Raw genomic sequence first — 20,820 nt, 5'->3', positions numbered from 1 at the left:
CGGCACAACCTCCACATAGGGGCGGTAGACTTAACCTATCTCTAGCGCCAGCGCTTCAATGATTAACAAAAGGATACCTCAGTGAAAAAGATAAATATATGTGTCCGTTGTCACTTACATATATTGACCCTGCTCTTTTTAGTAGCTTGTCATCAGCCTGAGAACGATAAAAAAACAGATAAAGAAACAGCACCTCAGGCTGATGTCCCTTTCGTTTCAACTATGACGATGCAACCAGCTCAACTGGATATCTTTGAAGATCTACCGGCAAGAGTCGCGGCTGTCCGCGTCGCAGAGATCCGCCCACAAGTCAGTGGTATCGTTCAACATCGCCTCTTCAAACAAGGAGCTGAAGTCAAAGCCGGTCAACCCTTATTTCAAATTGACCCGACGCCCTTTCAAGCGGATGTTGATACGGCCAAAGCCAATTTACAGAAAGCGAAAGTGACCTTAAAACGCGCTTTAGAAAAAGTCGCCTATCTCAGACCGCTGGTTGAGGCAGACGCGATTAGTCGTCAGGAATATGATGATGCCGTTTTACAACGCGATCAGGCCAGTGCAGACGTTGCCCAAACAAAAGCATCGCTTGCTCGTCGCTTGCTGGATTTAAAATATGCCAGTGTCACCGCCCCGATTGCTGGACGCATTGATCAGACTCTCGTCACCGAAGGGGCGCTTGTCAGCCGCTCAGATAATACCCCGATGACACGCATTGAGCAGATTGACCAAGTTTTTATCGATATCCGCCGTCCGTCATCATCACTTGAATCACTCCGTGAGACGTTCGCAGCAGATACGGCTGAACCAATCGCTGCAACACCAACCAATATCAGTATTTTACGCTCGAACGGGCAGCCTTATCCGCTGCAAGGGCAACTGCTATTTTCAGGGATCAATATTGATACCAACACCGGAGATGTTTTATTGCGGGTGTTGGTTGATAACAAGCAGCGCCTGTTGCTACCGGGGATGTTTGTCAAAGCCCGTGTTTTACGCTCGCGTTATGCCAACGCCCTGACCGTGCCGCAGCAAGCCATCACCCACATCGGCGGTATGCCCCATGTCTGGATCATCGACTCCCAAGACAAAGCAGCACTGAAAGCCGTCTCACTCGGTGCATTGGTGCAAGGCCAATACCATATCAAATCCGGTCTGCATCCCGGGGATCATGCAGTCGTTGAAGGTAAAGAAAGACTGCGAGACGGTATGACAGTTCATCAACGGCCATGGCAATCGTCAGCGACCCTTTAAATATTCACAGTCAACACATCCACAATCCATGATTTAGGTGAGAGTGTCCTCTTATGTCTCAGTTTTTCATACAGCGCCCGGTCTTTGCGTGGGTGATTGCACTATTTATTATCTTATTCGGCTGTCTGGCGATTCCGAAATTGCCGGTCTCCCGCTATCCATCGGTGGCACCGCCAACCGTCAGTATTATGGCCACTTATCCGGGGGCGACGCCCAAAGCGATGAACGACGGAGTTTTAAGTCTCATCGAGAGCGAATTATCCAATGTAAAGAACCTGATGTACTTCGAATCATCCGCAGATACCTCCGGCTCAGCCTCAATCACCGCCACGTTCAAACCCGGAACCAATCCCGATATTGCTCAGGTTGATATTCAGAATCAGCTCAAAACGATTGAATCACGACTGCCGCAGGCTGTCCGTCAGAACGGGCTAAGTGTTGAGTCAGCCACCTCGAACTTTCTCATGATTGTCGGATTAAGATCGGATGACGGCCGCTTCGATGAAGTCGCCCTCAACGACTATCTGTCCCGTAATATTGTTGAAGAACTCCGCCGAATTGACGGGGTCGGACGGGTACAGTCATTCGGTGCAGAAAAAGCGATGCGTATCTGGGTCAAACCGGATCAACTCAATGCTCGGGGCTTAACCATGGCAGATATCAGTCAGGCTGTGACGCAACAAAATGCTCAAATCGCTCCCGGCAGCGTCGGGGCTGCACCAACCATATCCGGACAGCGTGTGACCGTGCCATTAACAGTACAAAGTCAGTTAACGACCCCGGAACAATTTGCCAATATTATTCTGCGAACCAAGACCAATGGTGCCAAAGTGGTGTTAGGTGACGTGGCTCGCGTGGAGATCGGGTCGCAATCCTATGGTTTTTTAAACCGGGAAAATGGTAAAAATGCCACGGCTGCCGCGATCCTCCTGAGACCTGGGGCGAATGCACTCAGCACAGCGGAGGCCGTCGAACAACGGCTCGCGGAATTAAGGCACAGCCTGCCGGCAGGGATGAAAGATTCAATCCCGTTTAATACCGCTCCTTTCGTCAAAGTCTCGATCTACAAAGTGATCCAGACGTTAATTGAAGCGATGATTTTGGTCTTCTGCGTGATGTTCTTATTTTTGCAGAATATTCGCTATACCTTCATCCCGGCAATCGTCGCCCCGATTGCGCTGCTGGGGACATTCACCATCATGTTGGTCACAGGATTTTCAATTAACGTACTGACCATGTTCGGTATGGTGCTCGCGATCGGGATCATCGTTGATGATGCCATTGTTGTCGTCGAGAATGTCGAGCGCCTGATGTCAGAAAAAGGGCTCTCGCCACCGGCCGCCACAACAATCGCTATGAAAGAGATCACGGGTGCGATTATCGGTATTACGCTGGTTCTCACCGCAGTCTTTATTCCGATGGGTCTGGCCGGAGATTCGGTAGGTGTGATCTATCGGCAGTTTACCCTCTCCATGGCAGTCTCTATTCTGTTTTCTGCATTTTTAGCCCTCACCCTGACACCGGCCTTGTGTGCCACGCTGCTCAAGCCGGTCAAGGCGACACACGAAAAACGCAGATTCTTTCAAGGGTTCAACCGCGGCTTTGAACATCTCAACCAGCGCTATGCGGTTCATGTACAAGGCTGTATTCGGCGTAAAGGACGCATGATGATGCTCTTTATTGTGCTGAGTGCGCTACTGGTTGTCATATTCCGCCAGTTACCCACTTCGTTTCTGCCCGAAGAAGATCAGGGATATTTTATGACCAATATTCAGTTGCCTGCGGATGCTACGGCCGAGCGAACCTTAACCATCGTCAAAAAGTTTGAAGACTATATCCTCTCCCGGCCTGCGGTGCAGTCCACCATGACGGTGATCGGGTTTGGTTTTTCCGGTTCAGGCACCAATACCGCCCAAACCTTTACCACCTTACGAGATTGGGAAACCCGCGATGACACTTCAACACGGCAGGAATTATTACTGGCTCAGCAAGCGATGGCTGATGTACCGGAAGGCACCGTCATGCATATGATGCCTCCCGCGATTGAAGAACTCGGCACCAGCTCGGGGATCAGTTTCTTTTTACAGGATCGGAGCGGTCATAGTGAGCAAGCGCTCAAAGAAGCGGAAGCGCAACTATTGGCGCTCGCTGAAAAAAGTCCGAAACTGACCGAGGTATACTCAGACGGGCTTCCCTCGGGAACAAGCATTCATTTAGAGATTGATCGTCAGAAAGCAGCAACATTAGGCGTCTCATATACAGATATCAGTGACACACTATCAACCGCAATGGGATCGTTATACATCAACGATTTCCCCAATGCCGGACGAATGCAGCAAGTCATCATGCAGGCGGATGCTCCGGCAAGGATGCAGATCGATGATGTCCTGCAACTTTATGTGCGCAATCAAAATAACGGTATGGTGGCACTGTCAGAATTCATCACGCCAAGCTGGCGTGAAACTTCACCGCAGTTTGTTCGTTTTCAGGGCTATCCGGCGTTACGCATTTCCGGCAGTGCCGCGTCCGGCGTCTCCAGTGGCGAAGCAATGGCCGAAGTTGAACGACTCGCAAAACAACTTCCTTCCGGATTTACCATTGCGTGGACAGGACAATCTTTACAAGAACGTCAATCGGCTTCACAGGCACCATTGCTGATGGCGCTCTCCATGCTGGTGGTATTTTTAGTGCTGGCCGCCCTCTACGAAAGCTGGTCGATTCCACTGTCCGTGATGTTGGTGGTTCCGCTAGGTTTGCTGGGCGCGGTAATTGCCGTGACACTACGCGGCCTGCCTGATGATGTGTTTTTTAAAGTTGGTCTGATTACCGTGATTGGCTTGTCGGCGAAGAATGCCATTCTGATCGTTGAATTTGCCAAACAACTACACGAACAAGGTCACGGATTAATTGAGTCTGCCACACAAGCCGCTCAATTACGCTTACGGCCAATCTTGATGACCTCGCTGGCATTTGGTCTGGGCGTTGTGCCGCTCATGCTGGCAAGCGGTGCGAGTCACGAAACACAACATGCGATTGGGACGGGTGTATTTGGCGGCATGGTCAGTGCGACTGTCCTTGCTATCTACTTTGTTCCGACATTTTTTGTATTCGTGACGTATTTTCAAGAACGCCTCACCAACTGGCGAAAAGCGAAACAAAATTCATCGGTACAGTCCAAAGGTTAAGTTAATATGATACGTGTATTCATTTTTTGTCTGACGGGTTTACTTTCAGCCTGCTCCCTGACGCCCGAAATGACCAAGCCCGCACTCCCTGTACCGGCAGGCTATCCGCCCCATGACAGTCAGGCAGGGACGCTTTCAACGCCAACTGCCGAACTTGGCTGGCGGAATATATTCAGTGACGAGCGCTTACAGAAGATCATCGAGCTGGCATTGGCCAATAACCGCGATTTACGGATTGCGATCCTCAATGTTGAAGCGGTGAAAGCCCAATATGGGATTCAGCGTTCAGCACGAATTCCTCATCTGGATTTAACCATGAGTGCCAGTCGCCAACGAACCCGAACAAACGACAGCGGTGTCACAACATCGGAAATCCAACAACAGAACAATCTGAATATTGGCTTCAGCGCGTTTGAAATTGACTTATTCGGCCGTATGCGTTCACTGTCAGATGCTGCATTTGCGCGTTACTTAGCCAGTGATTATGGCCGTAAGGCCGCACAAGTTGCACTGATCAGTTCAATTGCTGACGCTTATTTTTCTGAACGTCTGGCCGCTGAACAACTCAAGCTGACCGAGAAAACGTTAACTGACTGGCAGAAGTCGCTCGACTTGACACAAAAGCTCAGAATGGGCAATCAAACCAGTGCACTTGATGTCGCTCAGGCGGAGAGTCAGGTCGCCAGTGCTCAGGCCAACCGAGCGGCCAAAATACGCGCATTGACACAAGCCGGAAATTCGCTGCGGCTCCTTGTCGGTTCGAGCTTACCAGCCGATCTCCCGGCGCCCCGGACACTGGCAGACCAAGGTGTCATGAACCGGCTCCCCGCAGGACTGCCTTCGGATTTATTACTGTATCGGCCGGATATTTTGCAGGCAGAGCAAAACCTCATCGCAGCCAATGAAGATATTGGTGCAGCGCGAGCCGCTTACTTCCCTCGCATCTCTCTGACCAGTGCCATTGGCTATGCCAGTTCAGATATCCAGCATCTGGTCGGTTCAGGGCATTCCGTATGGTCATTGTCGCCACAAATCGAGCTGCCCATATTCCAAGGGGGAAGGCTTGATGCATCATTACAACTGGCAAAAGTCAACCGCTCCAGTGCCATCGCGCAATATGAAAAAACCATCCAGACCGCGTTTAAAGAAGTTGCGGATGGTTTATCAGGCAGTGAAACATATCAACAACAAATCGCGGCACAAATGAACGTTGTCGCAGCAGAACAGCGCAGAGCACACCTGTCTAAACTGCGTTATCAGGCAGGTGTGGAAAGACATTTGACGTTACTGGATGCGCAAAGGCAACTCTACGCGGCACAACAAACATGGCTGGAACTCAAACAACAAGCTTTAAATAATACCGTATTTCTATACAAAGCGTTAGGTGGCGGATTAGTGGCCTCCTCTGAATCGCATTAACGGTTCGGCTCGCGCGGTATACTCAATCAGCAGCATTTATATTCAGTAAAAGGTGATTTCCATGATGCAAGAAAAACACGTCACACTCATGCCGGTTCAACAAGAAGACCGGCTCGAATTCAAACAAAAATTAAAGACCGCATTCACCGATGCAGTGATCAAAGAGTTTGGTCAGTATCATGGTAAACCCATTCCCTCAGATAAAGATATTGAGTCGTCATTTGATGCGGAGAATATGGTTCTCTACCATATCTTATCCAATGATAACCCCGTTGGCGGCGCGGTTCTGCAGATCAACGAAGAGACGCAACATCATGAACTAGAATGGTTTTTTATCGACTCAGACAATCATAACCAAGGGCTCGGCCTTGCTGCATGGCAGGCGATAGAAGCGGCCTATCCGGCAACCAAGGTCTGGCAAACCGGAACGCCCTACTTTGAAAAAAGAAACGTCCACTTTTATCTCAACAAGTGTGGCTTCCACATTACTGAATTTTACAATCGCTATCATCCGGATACGCACTTCCCTGCCGATCTCCGCGATTACAACCTGACGGATTTATATGAATATGAATACTTCATCTTTGAGAAAGTGATGACGCCGCCAACTGACGAATAATTGAAATCAAATTGATATTCAGCAACACGCAGCTCTTCAGTAGGATGATGAAGAACAAAACTTGAGCAATACTCGGTTGATACTTATCATAAGACCTAAACTTAAGTTGAGGTCAACAGACGAATGCAGAAGAAAATCATCCCAGAGTGGATCTCAGTCGGCGTACTGAGTGAAAGAACCGGCGTTGCAGTGTCAGCGTTACATTTCTATGAGAAAAAAGGCTTAATCAAGAGTCAGAGAAACGCTGCCAATCACAGACAATACCCCAAACACGTCATTCGGATTGTCTCACTGATTCAAGTTGCTCAACGAACCGGTTTTTCTTTGGACGATATTTTAGCGGAGCTTGAAGGCCTGCCGAACCGTGCCCGTGTCACACTTGAGGATTGGGAAGCATTGGGTTCCCGATGGAAAACCGAACTCGATAAAAAAATAACGCAGTTGACTGAGTTAAGAGACATGATGACCGATTGCATTGGCTGCGGCTGTCTTTCGCTTGAAAGATGCCGGCTTCTCAATCCCTACGATAAATTAGGTGAAAAAGGCGCAGGTCCGCATCTGATGAGTCAGTAAGACTTTGCAACATGTTGTCACAAAGCACCATCGAGCTAATGATGTCCTTGAGTAGCAGAAACCATAATTAATTCTATAGTTATGTAATATTGAAGGCATTTGAGAATGGATGATGAAAATTAGCTCGAAGCTCTATCTTAGTATTAGCGTGCTTATCTCGCTGGTTGTGATTAATTATTGGATAAGTTACTCAGGCATAAGCAAATTAATTAATGCGATCGAGTTTGTGACCGGGCCTGCATGGTCAACCGCTGATGGCGCGATGGAAGGCACAATCGGGTTACAGGGACAGTTGATTCAGTTACAACGCTTTGCATCCGGTGAAGTTTCCAGAGATAAAACGTTAGAAGCCTTAAACGAGCACACTGCTTTAACCACAGAATCTTTCCAACGGCTCAAAGAGGCCGGACTAATTGAGCCAGATAAAACCAGACAGTTAGATATTTACCTGACCGAATTTGAAACCAGTAAAAATGCTTTACTCAACGCCAGTGATAACGCTCAGTCCGGCGCTTTAAAGACACTACTGGCTCAGTTTGACGCGATGCAAGAATTTATCGGGCATCTGGAGGAATCCGGCGATGAAAAAGTTGAGAAAACAGCCATCGCACTGGAGAGCACGACCGCGAGCATAAAAAACTATTCACTCATCGTTTTAATCGCTGCAATTTTAATTGCTATCGCGGTGGTGATGACCGTTAAAACATTAGTCCTTAAGCCGCTCCATTTTATGATCACACGTATTGCTTCACTGGGTAGCTCAAATGGCAACCTAAATATGAAGCTCGATGTAAAGAGTAACGATGAAATTGGACAATTAGCCGGACATATCAATCATTTTATCGACGTGGTTTTCAAAATCGTCAATCAGGTCAGTGACACGATGCAAAACACCACCCGTCTCGCTGATTCAATTGGCGATAACCTGCAACAAATCGATGAGCGGGCACGCAGACAGAATCATGATACCAATGAGGTTGCATCATCCATCCAAGACATGAGCCTGTCACTGAATGAAGTCGCTGAGTCAGCCAGTCAGACGCTGCTCAGCGCGACACAAGTACAGGAGCGCTCAGCAACAGGCCAGAAAACGCTGGAAAGTACCGTGAAATCTCTCGATGAAGTGGTCAGCTCAATGACACAGGCTTCCAGTGTGATCAGTACACTCGAAGAAGACGGACAAAACATTGGTTCGGTGCTGGAGGTCATTCGCAGTATTGCAGAACAAACCAATTTGCTGGCGCTCAATGCGGCGATTGAAGCTGCGCGAGCCGGAGAATCCGGACGTGGTTTTGCGGTGGTTGCCGATGAGGTACGCAACTTGGCAAATCGTACCCATACCTCAACAATTGAGATTCAAACCGTGGTTGAACGGATTCAAAAAGGTTCAAGTAGCGCTGCCAATGCGATGCGAGACTCGCAAGAGCTAACCGGTAAAGTGTCATCTGAAGCCCAAAGCGCCATGGTATTATTTGATGAAATTATCTCCGCGATTAATGATTTTAGTCGCTCTAACCAAGAGATAACCGCGAAAACCCATGAGCAAAGTCAATCGTCGCTGCATTTGAATCAGCAAATCGAAAGTATTGCCAGTAACGCCAGTGAAAATGCGGACTTAACCCGCGCTAGTGTCACAGTGAAGGAGCAACTGTTAGCACAAGTCGATGCGTTAAAACTGCAAATCCAACGCTTTGGTGTGTAAGACGGCATGGCTAAATCCCGGACTGAAGACTTGATCCAAGTTTTGCCCGGGAAATGATGGCAGGCACAGGAGCAATCTTGCTAATGCTGCTCTGCCACTAAAAACGTTCCGTTTCTCTGGAACCAAAGTCAGCATCACCGATAAAATATCGTGTTGCTCATGACACGAACTGAATTAGCGGGTAGCTATAAAAAGTTACCCGCTATCGGAAGGATTCGTCTATTTTGGATGTCGCTTCTTTCCTGACGGCTTCAATGGCATCAGTCACCGTCAGCAATAGTCCTATCCCCAAACCAAACGCAATGACCGTATACGCTTCTTTTGTACCTTGTGTTGCCAATAACAATGAAGCGAGTGGTATCGCAGCAAAAATGACAATATTGTTCATTGTTTCAGCAAACGATAAGACCGTGCCTTTATCCTGAGCTGAGCGCTCTGCCAGAATGACCGTACTTGATGGTGCTCCGGCTCCCAGAGCAGCCCCCCAAGCGACAAGACAGATAATCGTGCCAAAGACAGATAGTGTGACCAGCATAAATATAGAAACGGATAACATCAGCACAGTAGTTACGACCACTAATGATAATTCCTCGCGCCGACATTTCTTTTTTAATATCCCCGCGCCAAGGTTGCCAAGGCCAAGACCAAGACCAAACGCAGTCACGGTCATCCCTATCTCTGCCGCATCATATCCGAATCGGTGTTGTAGGATTTCTCCGGAGAGTAAGAAAGCGGCAACACCGGAACCATTCCAGCAGCCTTTAGCAACTAATGGCCGCCAAACAAGCCATTTCCTATACCAACGTCCAGTACGATTTTGGCAAATTATTGGCTGTTTACCTGTTTGAGGAAGAATGTAAAAACCAACAATAAAGACCATCACACAGCCTAATGACGTGATTGTAAATGGCGCACGCCAACTGATTTCTTCGGTAAGTATACCTGCAAGTGCCGGTCCAAAAGCAATTCCGGCAGTCATCCCTAACATCAATATTCCCATCGCTTTTGCCTGATTCATCCGGGGCACCCATTCTGAAATCAGAGCAAAGGTCGTTGGGATAATAATCGCAGAAGCAATCCCACCAAAAACACGTAGACCAACAGCAACCTCAAACGTTGGAGCAAACGAAATCGCGGCACCATCAATAGAAAATGCCAGAAGAGCCAATAACAGTAACGAGCGCCGGTCAATTCTATCTGATATGTACCCTAAAATAGGCGCAGAGACAGCATAAGCAATCGCATAACTGGCAACCAGCCATGATGCATTGACGGTCGTGGTATTGAAGGCATCAGCAAGAGGACGCAACATAGAAGACAGCATAAATTCTGTTGCGCCGACCAAAAAAACGGATATGGCTAATATCATCAGAACGCGATTATTTAGCTGGGGGTTCGAAGGTTTTCTCCCTTGCAAAGAGGACGGAGAATCAAACATATTTAATAGAGTCCTTGCGTATTCGCATCATATGTATTCTTGAGAATTTTGTTGAGAAATGTTCTGAATTCCACCTCAAACACCAACCCTTTATTTGGAATATATTGATAGCGTCGAGAGCAGTCTGCCCCCTAAATTTCCAGATACTGCAATAGCTGCTGTTTCAATTCTGCATACAACTGAGCCTGAACGTCATCGAGCTGATATTGGCTTCTGTCCAGACACAATTTGAGTTTCCCCAACGATGGTAAACCGCTCAGTTTGGTTATGCTCTCCGGGTGGCTGAAAGAGGAACGTACGGTAATCCCTAACCCGGCTTCAACGGCACGCCATAAATTACTTAAGCTTCTGCCAACAAAGTTAATTTTCCACGGGATCCCGTGATGATCTAGCGCTTCGGTGGCTTGCTGACGGATCAGGCATGAGCCGTCCAGCATCACTAACGGCAAAGGCTGCGCCATCAGCACGGATTCTCTGAGGTGTTTACTGGCCGGTCCATACCATTGCATGGGTAATTCCGCTAAAAACTCACTGTAAGGCGCACTTTTTTCACCCATCCATCCCAGTGAGAAGTCTAACTCACCAGAGACAATATCACGCAGTAGCTCTTGATGACGTCCGACAATTGACTGTAATTGTATTTGTGGATGGCTGCGTGAAAACGCACCTAACAATTGGGGTAATAGCACATCACTAAAATCTTCTTGTAAGCCAAAGGTGACTTTACCTGCCAGTCGGCTGCCGCTCAGACGGTTCAGTAATTCATCATTTAACTGCAACATTCGCCGGGCGTATCCCAGCACCACTTCCCCGGCCTCCGTCGGTTCAAGATTCCGCCCCACTTTCACGGCTAACTGTGTTTGACACTGCTGTTCGAGCTTCTTTAACTGTGCGCTGGCGGCAGACGGAGAACGGTTCAGCCGCTCGGCGGCAAGTGCAAAACTGCCCAGTTCAATCCCTAACACAAAACACCGCAAAGCATCTAAATCAAGGCTACGCATCATCAATAATCCCGAAAAACAAAACAATTAATACCAATAGTTTTGATTTTTTGAATCAAAATTTCAACTTATGATTTCCCTGTCACTTCAATCAGGCGAGGAAAACAGATGACTGCTCAGGAAACCGAACTCATGGCAATGATTGCCCGGCTTGCGCCTCAGTTCCACCAGCTCACTTCAGAGGTGCTCTTCGGACAAGTTTGGCAGGATGACACACTCAGCCAAAGAGACCGGAGTTTAATCACGGTTACCGCCCTTGTGGTGCTCAACCGAATGGAACAATTACCCGGCCACCTGACGCGTGCGTTGAACAATGGCTTGCGTACCGAAGAGCTTAGCGCGGCAATCACCCACTTAGCCTTTTATGCCGGATGGCCTGTCGCCGCCTCAGCGTTCGAACGTTTAGATACAACCCCGTCTCAATGAAATCAGGCGGAAGACTGGTCTTTTACTTGTGGTATTCCAGCCACAGATTCACAGGAGAAATCATGATGATAGCAATGCAATACAAATTCGTACTCCCTGCTGATTACGACATGGAACTGATAGAACGCAGGATCAAAGATAAGGGATATTTATTAGATGGCTGGCCGGGGTTAGTGTTCAAGGCTTACTTATATGCACGTCAGGATGCAACGCAATATCACAGCCCGGTGAATTGCTATGCGCCCTTGTATGTGTGGGAAGATCATCAGGCGATGATGGCCTTTCTCAACAGTGACGGATTCAAAGCGCTGTGTCAGCAATTTGGCCGGCCCAACGTCGAAACTTGGTTTCTTGATACTGTGCCGACACCACCCGCTGAACAGCATCACTTTGCATCTATTGCTCATGATGCCAATCAACAAACGGAAACGGATATCCAAGGCATCAATTACCATGCCTGGCAAACACTGAGCGTCACATGGATTTGCGACGCTGAGCTCAGTGCCTACCAAGGGCAAGAGCTTTATGCAGTAGGATATGTGGCCCGGGGCTAAGCTTTCGCCACCAACTTTGGTGGGGCAGTCACTTATCACTGCTCCGCCTGAGCCATAGCTCTTTTCGCGCATTCATTTTACGACGAAAAGCAACAATGATGGTCATTACTTCACCGAGATACACTCGCTGATTTCTTTGTGATGAGTCTCTATCTTTGTAGTAACCCCGTCAGTAAAGTACCCAGTTCGTCGCATAAACCACCAGAACGATCAGCACAACGAAAAAGGCGATAAAGGCGAATATCATTGACAACTTTTTCATGGCACTTGGTGTATCAAATACCGCACCTTCTGCTTCTCTCACCCGTCGCTCTTCATCAAAATGCCATTTAATGGCTAAGTAGGCCACAATCCCTAATACAATAATCTTAAAGGCACCAGCAAAGTACGGAAAGAAGTCAGCCCAACTGCCGTTCATAATTTATCTCCATCAAGTTGAATATCGGTTTACGGTAGCATAATTTAAGGTTCATGTTTACTCTTTGATATCGTCAAACATGAACATTTTTATTGCTGGTGTAGACGGCCTGATGAATCAGTCCAACTCCAGCCAATCCGCACTCATGGTAAGATTGAACATTGTTTACCTGTACCGCACCCGGCAAGCTGAAGAAGCCGCGAGACCATTCAACCCCAAAATTGTAGCTTGGTCTGGGCAGTATGAAAACATCGAAGGAGAAACTATGGCATCATCTAGCGCAACACAAAGAACTGTCATTGGTCGAATTGACGAACGAGCCATTTGTATTAGCTACCGGGGGATGCCATGTGCATGCGGCCTCAATTATGGCTGATGCTGGTTTATCGCTGTCGGACGTGAGAATAGAGGTACGTGATTGGGTCAGCGCAGTTGCCCTTGTACGAGCGGGGGAAGGTATCAGCCTAGTTCCGGAATCAAACTTACCAGAAAATCGTAAAGGTTTACGAGTGCTGCCGCTAAATCCCCCCATGTGTCGGCAATTTGGCATGATGGTACCAAAACATTCAACATCTCGACCAGCAACATTAATGATGGAATTAACAAAAAAAAGGTATTAAATTATTATCTCCTCTTCAACAAATACCCCCTCACCCTTCTTGTACCTCCAACTTGCCACTGTACATTTTAGATAGCGCATCAAAACATAAGTGATCAGTAAGGAGCATTAAGCATATTTTTAGATGATTTTTCATACACATCTTGAAAGCCATCGGCATTGCCCAAATATTATACAGCGAGGAATAACCTCATTAAATAAAAGGATTAAATCATGGGTTTGAAACCAGGACCAAAACCAATCGCCGATTCAACAGGCAAGCCAGATCAACGTCGACGTGACAACAAAAAAACGCCAGGAAACACTCCGGACCTAAAGCCGAGCAAATCCTCGAGCAAATAACTGTATCTTAATGTCCGAGTCAGAGTGAGTTGTACTGGCTCTTTACCTACATTACTTTTGTATAGTAATTTACTTGGATGTTCTGTCTGGCAAAGTTTTCCAGTTTGAAGGAGCAGTTTAGCTTCCTGTCATTGCAAAAACAGGCCAAACATTACCAACGCGTTTCGGCAAAATAGTCTGATAAATAATCAATCAAAGCACGAACAGTGGGAGACATGTACTTTCTGGAAGAATAGAGCGCGTAAATGGTCAGATCATCTGGCTTCCAATCAGGTAAAATCTGCTGAATCTGACCACTTTTAAGGTATTGGTTTGCGAGATAAGTTGGCTGAATAGCTATACCTACGCCACACAATACTGCGTGCAGTAAGGTGGTCGTTTCATTTGCGGTCAGATGACACCTAACTTCTACTGATTGTTGCACACCGTCTTTTGTCAAATGCCAGATATGTTGTTGGAAATTTTTATACCCAAGACAAGTATGACTCATTAAATCAAGTGGTGTTGAGATAGAGCTACTATTAGCCAAATATCCCGGTGAAGCCACGACAACCGACTCACATACTGATATAGGCTTACCTATCAAAGACTGATCAGGTGCCGAAGCGATTCGGATAGCGAGATCTATCTGCCTTTCAGTCAAGTCGGCTACTGAGTCTTGCAAGTCGATATCGATATTTACGTTGGGGTGCTCTGACATAAATGCTTGAATAGCTGGCACCAATTGAGAATAACCAAATGACATGCTGGTTGCTAACCGAATGGTGCCTGACAACTTATCACTGATGTCTGCCAGCTCGCTTAGGCTTTCTGCTTGTCCAAGCCATTGTTTAACTTCTTCCAGACATGTTTCTCCCGCTGTCGTTAAAGACACCTTTCGTGTCGTTCTATGTAGCAAGCGGGTATTCAACCAAGCTTCCATCGTCTCAATGTATCTCGTTACCATGGGACGAGACATGTTCAATCTGTCTGCTGTAGCGGTAAAACTGCCCGTCGTAGCAACGTCAACAAATACTGTTGCGGCTGTTAGTCTGTCCATACATTTGATCGAATTAAGAAACAATAATGATCATTTTGTCGTGTTTATATGAACATATCAATTTCTTATTATCTTTTCATACCCTAATGCACTGAAGGAGAACGGTATGAAAAAATCAATTATAACGGCTGCATCTATGTTACTGGCTGCAACCGAAAACACATCACTAACTTTTAATGTTTATAACGCTGATGAGAACAGTTTCGACGTAAACTCAACATTAGTAATGGGTGAAATAAAATGGTAACTGTACACTATTTTTTCGATCCAATGTGCGGCTGGTGCTACGGTGCAACTTCTCTGTTAGCTGTGATGGCAGCTAACTCTGAAATTAAGCTCGAGTTTCACCCTGGAGGTATGATTGACAACAAGGCTATCTCCCCCTCTTTTCGCAGGCATATCCTCGAGCATGACGAGCGTATTGCTAAATTGACGGGAGCGGCATTTGGAGAAGATTATATTCAGCGAGTACAAAGCAACGATGAAATGGTTTTGGACTCCTTCATCACTGCACGTGCAATTCTAACGGCAGAACAATTGGGTCTCCCACCGTTAGACATGTTGGAAGCCATTCAGCGTGCTCACTATTTTGAGGGTAAACTGGTCAATCATCCAGAAGTGCTCAAGGAACTATCAGTAAACTTGGGAATAGACGGTGAACAGTGGCATAACGCTATGACTGCAAATGAAGGCATTGAGCAGAAAGCAATAAGTGAAAGCCAACAGCTGATGCAGAGGCTACAGGTTCATGGATACCCAACGCTGATCCTTGAAGTAAACAATCAATTGATAAAACTTCCTCACACTGATTTTTATGGCAAGCCTGATGAGTGGCGACAGCTTGTTGATCGCTATATCGGTAGCAACTCCAGTAATTTCCAAGCCAATATGTAAAAATATTGAAACGGTAAGGTACTAGGGGCTAGTGCACTATCACCAGTCCGTGTGTACTTTCTAACTACTTGCGGCGGCCAAAGCGATTTGCTCGGCCGATCTGGTCATGTCCTTGTAAGCACGCCCGGCCAACCGTTCTGGAATACCGCCATTTTGTCGGCAATGGCTTTCATCTTCGAGCCGTGTCCGGGGTTGTGCAGCCACTTCCCCAAAACACAAAAAGCCCGCTGATGCGGGCTTCATATATGGGATTTTATTTAGTTTAGGATAGACCTAGGACTCAATTATTCCCACTCAATCGTTGCCGGTGGCTTGCCTGAGATATCGTAAACCACGCGTGAGATCCCATCGACCTCATTAATGATGCGGTTTGATACCCGACCTAAAAATTCATAAGGCAGGTGTGCCCAGTGTGCGGTCATAAAGTCGATGGTTTCTACAGCACGTAGTGATACAACCCAGTCGTATTTACGGCCATCGCCCATCACGCCCACAGAACGAACCGGAAGGAATACGGTGAATGCTTGTGAGACTTGGTTGTACAAGTCCGCAGCACGAAGCTCTTCAATGAAGATTGCATCAGCGCGACGCAGTAAATCACAATATTCTTTCTTGATTTCGCCTAAAACCCGCACTCCCAGACCCGGCCCCGGGAATGGATGACGGTAGAGCATGTCGTATGGCAGACCGAGTTCTAAACCAATTTTACGCACTTCATCTTTAAACAATTCACGTAGCGGTTCAACCAAGCCCATTTCCATATCTTCAGGTAATCCGCCCACATTGTGGTGCGATTTGATGACATGTGCTTTACCGGTTTTAGACGCCGCAGACTCAATCACATCCGGATAGATCGTTCCCTGAGCCAGCCATTTGGCATTCTTCAGTTTGCTGGCTTCTTCATCAAAGACTTCAATGAATTCGTGCCCGATCACTTTGCGTTTTTCTTCCGGATCAGACTTACCGGCCAATGCTTTGAGGAAACGGTCTTCAGCTTCGACTTTGATAATATTCAGCCCGAAATGGTCGCCGAACATTTCCATTACCTGCTGACCTTCATTCAGGCGTAACAAACCGTTATCAACGAAAACACAAGTCAGTTTGTCGCCGATAGCCCGCTGAACCAGCATCGCAACAACCGATGAGTCAACACCACCGGACAGTGCCAGAATCACTTCATCGTCGCCAACCGTTTCTTTAATCCGTGCAACAGCATCTTCGATGATTGAAGTCGGTGTCCATAAGCGTTCACAACCACAAGCTCCCATAACAAAGTTTTCCAGCATTTTCAGCCCTTGCTTGGTATGGGTTACTTCCGGATGGAACTGTACGCCGTAGTATTTTTTCTCTTCATTGGCCATTGCTGCGTACGGACATGTATCCGTTTGCGCAACTTGAGTGAATCCCATTGGGATTTCGATAACTTTGTCACCGTGGCTCATCCAGACATCTAATAAAGCGCTGTTATCTTCGGTCAAGCTATCACGTAAACCCTCAAACAGCTTCGACTCTTGAACCACTTTAACCTGAGCGTAGCCAAATTCACGCTCGGTCGAACCGGAGACTTTTCCGCCCAATTGTTCTGCCATGGTCTGCATACCGTAGCAAACCCCCAGAACAGGGACGCCACAATCAAAGACATATTGTGGGGCACGAGGAGAGTTTTCCTCCGTCACACTTTCAGGGCCACCTGATAATATGATGCCATTCGGGTTAAATTCTCGAATGTCGGCTTCATCGACATCCCAGCTCCATAGTTCGCAATATACGCCAATTTCACGGACACGACGTGCGACAAGCTGCGTGTATTGTGAACCAAAGTCTAGGATAAGGATCCGTTGGTCATGAATGTTTTTGGTCATGTTGAGTCGTCTTCAAAGAAAAGTTTATGGAACGGAGGCGAGTTTACTCGCCTCTCATGTCAGCATCAAGCAAAAAGCAAACGTTTTCGTCGTGGGATTATGACCCTAAACGATAGTTTGGTGCTTCTTTGGTAATTTGAACATCATGGACATGGGATTCTTGAATACCAGCACCGGAAATCCGTACAAATTCAGCCTTCGTGCGCAGATCTTCAATGGTTGCAGAGCCGGTCAGCCCCATACAAGAACGCAGACCACCCATTTGCTGGTGAACGATTTCTTTTAGCAGGCCTTTATATGCGATACGTCCTTCAATCCCTTCAGGAACCAGTTTATCGGCTGCATTATCTGACTGGAAATAACGATCAGAAGAGCCTTTTGACATCGCTCCCAGAGACCCCATACCACGATAGGCTTTATAAGAACGACCTTGATAGAGAATGACTTCTCCCGGAGATTCTTCGGTACCGGCAAACATGGAACCGACCATCACACAAGATGCACCGGCTGCGATTGCTTTACAGATATCACCGGAGAAACGGATACCACCATCACCAATTACCGGAATGTCGTATTCGTTGGCAACGGATGCAGCATCACCGATGGCTGAAATTTGCGGGACACCAACACCGGTTACAATACGAGTCGTACAGATAGAACCCGGGCCAATGCCGACTTTTACCGCGCTCACACCAGCTTCAATCAGTGCGCGTGCACCTTCGGCCGTTGCAACGTTACCACCGATAATATCTAAATCGGGGAAAGCTGCCCGCGTTTCACGAATCCGTTGCAGAACACCTTCAGAATGACCGTGAGAAGAGTCAATCAACAGCACATCGACACCGGCTTCAACCAATGCTTTAACACGCTCTTCATTACCGGCTCCGGCACCGACAGCCGCACCGACACGTAAACGTCCCTGCTCATCTTTACAAGCATTCGGTGCCAGTTCTGCTTTATGGAAATCTTTTGCGGTGATCATCCCGGTCAGCTGGAATTCGTCATTCACGACCAATACTTTTTCAACACGGGCTTGGTGCATTTTTTCCTGTACTTCAGCACGGGAAGCGCCTTCTTTTACTGCTGCCAGACGCTCTTTCGGTGTCATTACCGCAGAGACTTTTTTGGTCAAATCCGTCACGAAACGAACATCGCGTCCGGTGATAATCCCAACCAGCTCATGACTGTCTGTCACAACCGGGAATCCGGCAAAGCCATGTTTTTCAGTCAGAGCCATGACATCAGCGATGGTTTGGTCCGGCTGAACGGTCACAGGAGAAGTGACAACCCCGGCTTCGTAGATTTTTACCTGACGAACCTGAGCCGCTTGTTGCTCAATGGACATATTCTTATGAATAAAGCCAAGCCCACCTTCCTGAGCCAGAGCAATTGCAAGACGAGCCTCCGTGACTGTATCCATGGACGCAGAAATCATTGGAATATTCAGCGTGATATTTTTAGTCAGCCGAGTTTTCAGGTCAGCAGTATTGGGAAGAACAGTTGAATGGGCGGGGACGAGCAATACGTCATCAAAAGTCAGGGCTTCTTTGGCGATTCGTAGCATTTGCAATATCTCACAGCTTGGGTGTTAAAAGAAAGAACCCAATCCCTTAAGCGTTTTTCATCAAAGTGAATTGGATTTGATATTGCGGAGGGATTATACCGAGCGATTAATCGTTTTACTACACATTTATTCAATTTTTATTTGCAATTACCCCCTTGATATGTATTATATTGCGGCTAATTTCCATTCCTACGGCCACGACATTCGCCTGTGCTATCTGCAAATAATCAAAATATTTACACAGTCTCCCGTCTTAATGCTGAAGTGCGTCTGCTCCTCGAAAATGAGATGGGCATCGTCTGGCTGCTCGGCGAAATTTCCAATTTTTCTACACCGGTTTCCGGGCATTGGTACTTATCGCTGAAAGACGCCCGGGCACAGGTCAAGTGTGCGATGTTTAAAGGCAACAATCGTTTTGTCTCCTTTAAGCCCCAAAACGGGCAGCAGGTTTTGGTCAGAGCACGTCTGTCGTTATACGAACCCCGCGGCGACTATCAGCTGATTATTGAAAGTATGCAACCCGAAGGTGACGGACGGTTGCAACAAGAATTCGAACAACTGAAACAAAAGCTCACCGCAGAAGGGCTGTTTGCCCCGGGTAATAAGCAACCCTTGCCCGAGCATCCACAATGTATCGGTATCATTACGTCTAAGACGGGAGCTGCACTGTTTGATATTCTCGATGTATTAAAACGCCGCGATCCAACGCTTCCCGTGATTATCTATCCGACAATCGTGCAGGGAGAAGAGGCTCCGATTCGGATCGCTCAGGCGATTGGCCGAGCCAATGCCCGTCAGGAATGTGATGTATTAATCGTCGGACGTGGTGGTGGATCGCTGGAAGATCTGTGGTGTTTTAACCATGAAATTGTCGCCCGGACGATTGCTGCCAGCCAGATTCCGATTGTCAGTGCGGTCGGCCACGAGATTGATATTACAATTGCAGATTTCGTTGCTGACGTTCGCGCCCCGACACCTTCTGCCGCCGCTGAATTAGTGAGCCGGGACAGTAGCGGCAAACGAACCGGTCTGCTCAATTATCGTCATCGTCTGAATCAGGCAATCCGTTACTATCTGGCAGCGCAACGCCAGAAAAGTCAGACACACCAGTATGCTTTAGAAAAACAGCATCCGACTTACCGTCTGGAGCGACAAATTCAACAACTTGATGAATTAAGCATTCGTCTCCAGAAGGCCATACAAAACTACATCGCCCGACATTCGCAAATGTTGGAACGAACCGCTTACCAACTCAGATATCACTCGCCGGGACAACTGATCCAGCAACAGCATTATCTGCTGAAAAAATATGAACAGCGCTATATTGATGCAATAGAAAGAAAATTGCTCAACTCACGTCATCAACTGGCACTTGCTGCTGAAACACTGGATGCGGTGAGCCCGCTTTCGACGTTAAGACGGGGTTACTCCGTCACTCAAAATCAGGCCGGCCAGATCATTCGGAGTCAGCACGACGTTAAACCCGGTGAATGTATTACGACTCGTGTCACCGATGGCATGATACGTTCAACGGTCATTCAGTCAGACTGATAGCCGCTCAACCCGAGTGCTCTTCTACCGGCTGAAACTCCAATCGTAGTTCAGGATGTCGTTTTGACTTCTGTTCGTTGCACTGCGGACAAAAATAACTTACCGCGCCACAAGCTTGCAGTCGTTCTAATTCAGTTTGGCAATCGGGACAATACGCGACTTTACGGTAATGTATGACACATGCCGGGCAATAATACTGACCATCCCATTCCAGTTCCCCATGACATGTCGGGCATTGATTCTGGCTCATCCTTTCTCCTCCTTTTCGGAATAGAACGATTTAATGAAGTGTCGATCGGATCCGCATCTCTGATCTACCGCTAAAAAGATCGGATCCGAAATCAATGAATTGATTGTATACTA

General features: G+C 47.3%; 20 protein-coding genes. 12 read left to right on the top strand and 8 right to left on the bottom strand.

From position 1 onward, the window contains the following. The first annotated feature begins 81 nt into the window (after positions 1-81). The 6 genes from VR7878_RS13200 to VR7878_RS13175 all read left to right on the top strand — a co-directional run bounded on the left by VR7878_RS13200 (position 82) and on the right by VR7878_RS13175 (position 8,749). Positions 82-1,251 carry an efflux RND transporter periplasmic adaptor subunit gene (locus VR7878_RS13200; protein ID WP_235862883.1) on the top strand — a complete coding sequence of 390 codons (1,170 nt, stop codon included), beginning with the start codon at positions 82-84 and terminating at the stop codon, positions 1,249-1,251. Positions 1,252-1,304: 53 nt separating this feature from the next. Continuing rightward, the gene (locus VR7878_RS13195) at positions 1,305-4,436 is read left to right on the top strand and encodes a multidrug efflux RND transporter permease subunit (RefSeq protein ID WP_077336555.1); all 3,132 of its coding nucleotides are present in this window, start codon (positions 1,305-1,307) and stop codon (positions 4,434-4,436) included. A 6-nt stretch (positions 4,437-4,442) separates the two neighbouring features. Continuing rightward, the gene (locus tag VR7878_RS13190) at positions 4,443-5,855 is read left to right on the top strand and encodes an efflux transporter outer membrane subunit (RefSeq protein WP_077336554.1); all 1,413 of its coding nucleotides are present in this window, start codon (positions 4,443-4,445) and stop codon (positions 5,853-5,855) included. 61 nt (positions 5,856-5,916) lie between these two features. Then, positions 5,917-6,474 (top strand): GNAT family N-acetyltransferase, encoded by a 558-nt coding sequence (locus VR7878_RS13185; protein WP_235862882.1) that lies wholly within the window; start codon positions 5,917-5,919, stop codon positions 6,472-6,474. Between the two features lie 123 nt (positions 6,475-6,597). Next, positions 6,598-7,047 (top strand): redox-sensitive transcriptional activator SoxR, encoded by a 450-nt coding sequence (gene soxR, locus VR7878_RS13180; protein ID WP_139344087.1) that lies wholly within the window; start codon positions 6,598-6,600, stop codon positions 7,045-7,047. A 109-nt stretch (positions 7,048-7,156) separates the two neighbouring features. Continuing rightward, on the top strand, positions 7,157-8,749 hold the full coding sequence (locus VR7878_RS13175; RefSeq protein WP_077336553.1) for a methyl-accepting chemotaxis protein: 1,593 nt from the start codon (positions 7,157-7,159) through the stop codon (positions 8,747-8,749). 202 nt (positions 8,750-8,951) lie between these two features. Here VR7878_RS13175 and VR7878_RS13170 read toward each other — a convergent pair whose 3' ends face one another. Further along, on the bottom strand, positions 8,952-10,118 hold the full coding sequence (locus VR7878_RS13170; protein WP_261855970.1) for an MFS transporter: 1,167 nt from the start codon (positions 10,116-10,118) through the stop codon (positions 8,952-8,954). 200 nt (positions 10,119-10,318) lie between these two features. Further along, positions 10,319-11,191, bottom strand: a complete 873-nt coding sequence (locus VR7878_RS13165; protein WP_235862880.1) for a LysR substrate-binding domain-containing protein — start codon at positions 11,189-11,191, stop codon at positions 10,319-10,321. A gap of 105 nt (positions 11,192-11,296) precedes the next feature. On the opposite strand from VR7878_RS13165, the gene VR7878_RS13160 reads away from it, so the two are divergent. Together VR7878_RS13160 and VR7878_RS13155 are read left to right on the top strand one after the other, a co-directional pair. Further along, positions 11,297-11,614 carry a carboxymuconolactone decarboxylase family protein gene (locus VR7878_RS13160; RefSeq protein WP_077336551.1) on the top strand — a complete coding sequence of 106 codons (318 nt, stop codon included), beginning with the start codon at positions 11,297-11,299 and terminating at the stop codon, positions 11,612-11,614. 62 nt (positions 11,615-11,676) lie between these two features. Next, entirely contained in the window at positions 11,677-12,168 is a 492-nt protein-coding gene (locus VR7878_RS13155) for a DUF4865 family protein (RefSeq protein WP_306345803.1), read from the top strand. A gap of 169 nt (positions 12,169-12,337) precedes the next feature. On the opposite strand, the gene VR7878_RS13150 is transcribed toward VR7878_RS13155, so the two are convergent. Further along, a complete protein-coding gene (locus VR7878_RS13150) occupies positions 12,338-12,586 on the bottom strand; it encodes a hypothetical protein (protein ID WP_038182457.1) in 249 nt (82 codons plus the stop codon). A gap of 242 nt (positions 12,587-12,828) precedes the next feature. On the opposite strand from VR7878_RS13150, the gene VR7878_RS13145 reads away from it, so the two are divergent. Next, positions 12,829-13,206, top strand: coding sequence for a LysR family transcriptional regulator substrate-binding protein (locus VR7878_RS13145; protein ID WP_077336550.1), 378 nt, complete (start codon positions 12,829-12,831; stop codon positions 13,204-13,206). Between the two features lie 492 nt (positions 13,207-13,698). Here VR7878_RS13145 and VR7878_RS13140 read toward each other — a convergent pair whose 3' ends face one another. Then, positions 13,699-14,586 (bottom strand): LysR family transcriptional regulator, encoded by an 888-nt coding sequence (locus tag VR7878_RS13140; protein ID WP_077336549.1) that lies wholly within the window; start codon positions 14,584-14,586, stop codon positions 13,699-13,701. 106 nt (positions 14,587-14,692) lie between these two features. Here VR7878_RS13140 and VR7878_RS20885 point away from each other — a divergent pair, with 106 nt between their 5' ends. Both VR7878_RS20885 and VR7878_RS13135 read left to right on the top strand, forming a co-directional pair. Beyond that, positions 14,693-14,833 carry a hypothetical protein gene (locus VR7878_RS20885; RefSeq protein WP_370737089.1) on the top strand — a complete coding sequence of 47 codons (141 nt, stop codon included), beginning with the start codon at positions 14,693-14,695 and terminating at the stop codon, positions 14,831-14,833. After that, on the top strand, positions 14,827-15,480 hold the full coding sequence (locus VR7878_RS13135; protein ID WP_077336548.1) for a DsbA family protein: 654 nt from the start codon (positions 14,827-14,829) through the stop codon (positions 15,478-15,480). Before VR7878_RS20885 ends, VR7878_RS13135 begins: the two co-directional genes overlap by 7 nt. 60 nt (positions 15,481-15,540) lie before the next feature. Here VR7878_RS13135 and VR7878_RS21205 read toward each other — a convergent pair whose 3' ends face one another. The 3 genes from VR7878_RS21205 to guaB form a co-directional block, all read right to left on the bottom strand. Then, a complete protein-coding gene (locus VR7878_RS21205) occupies positions 15,541-15,723 on the bottom strand; it encodes a hypothetical protein (protein ID WP_162494645.1) in 183 nt (60 codons plus the stop codon). Positions 15,724-15,764: 41 nt separating this feature from the next. Continuing rightward, positions 15,765-17,342: a glutamine-hydrolyzing GMP synthase gene (gene guaA, locus VR7878_RS13130; RefSeq protein WP_077336547.1), complete on the bottom strand. Its 1,578-nt coding sequence runs from the start codon at positions 17,340-17,342 to the stop codon at positions 15,765-15,767. Positions 17,343-17,439: 97 nt separating this feature from the next. After that, positions 17,440-18,906, bottom strand: a complete 1,467-nt coding sequence (guaB, locus tag VR7878_RS13125) for an IMP dehydrogenase (RefSeq protein WP_077336546.1) — start codon at positions 18,904-18,906, stop codon at positions 17,440-17,442. A 210-nt stretch (positions 18,907-19,116) separates the two neighbouring features. On the opposite strand from guaB, the gene xseA reads away from it, so the two are divergent. Beyond that, positions 19,117-20,457, top strand: coding sequence for an exodeoxyribonuclease VII large subunit (xseA, locus tag VR7878_RS13120; RefSeq protein WP_077336545.1), 1,341 nt, complete (start codon positions 19,117-19,119; stop codon positions 20,455-20,457). A 7-nt stretch (positions 20,458-20,464) separates the two neighbouring features. Here xseA and VR7878_RS13115 read toward each other — a convergent pair whose 3' ends face one another. Continuing rightward, entirely contained in the window at positions 20,465-20,707 is a 243-nt protein-coding gene (locus VR7878_RS13115) for a zinc ribbon domain-containing protein (RefSeq protein ID WP_077336544.1), read from the bottom strand. Positions 20,708-20,820: the final 113 nt, after the last annotated feature.

This window comes from Vibrio ruber DSM 16370, from assembly GCF_900163965.1.
Lineage (GTDB): Bacteria > Pseudomonadota > Gammaproteobacteria > Enterobacterales > Vibrionaceae > Vibrio > Vibrio ruber.
This window is presented reverse-complemented; position numbering and strand designations above follow the sequence as displayed.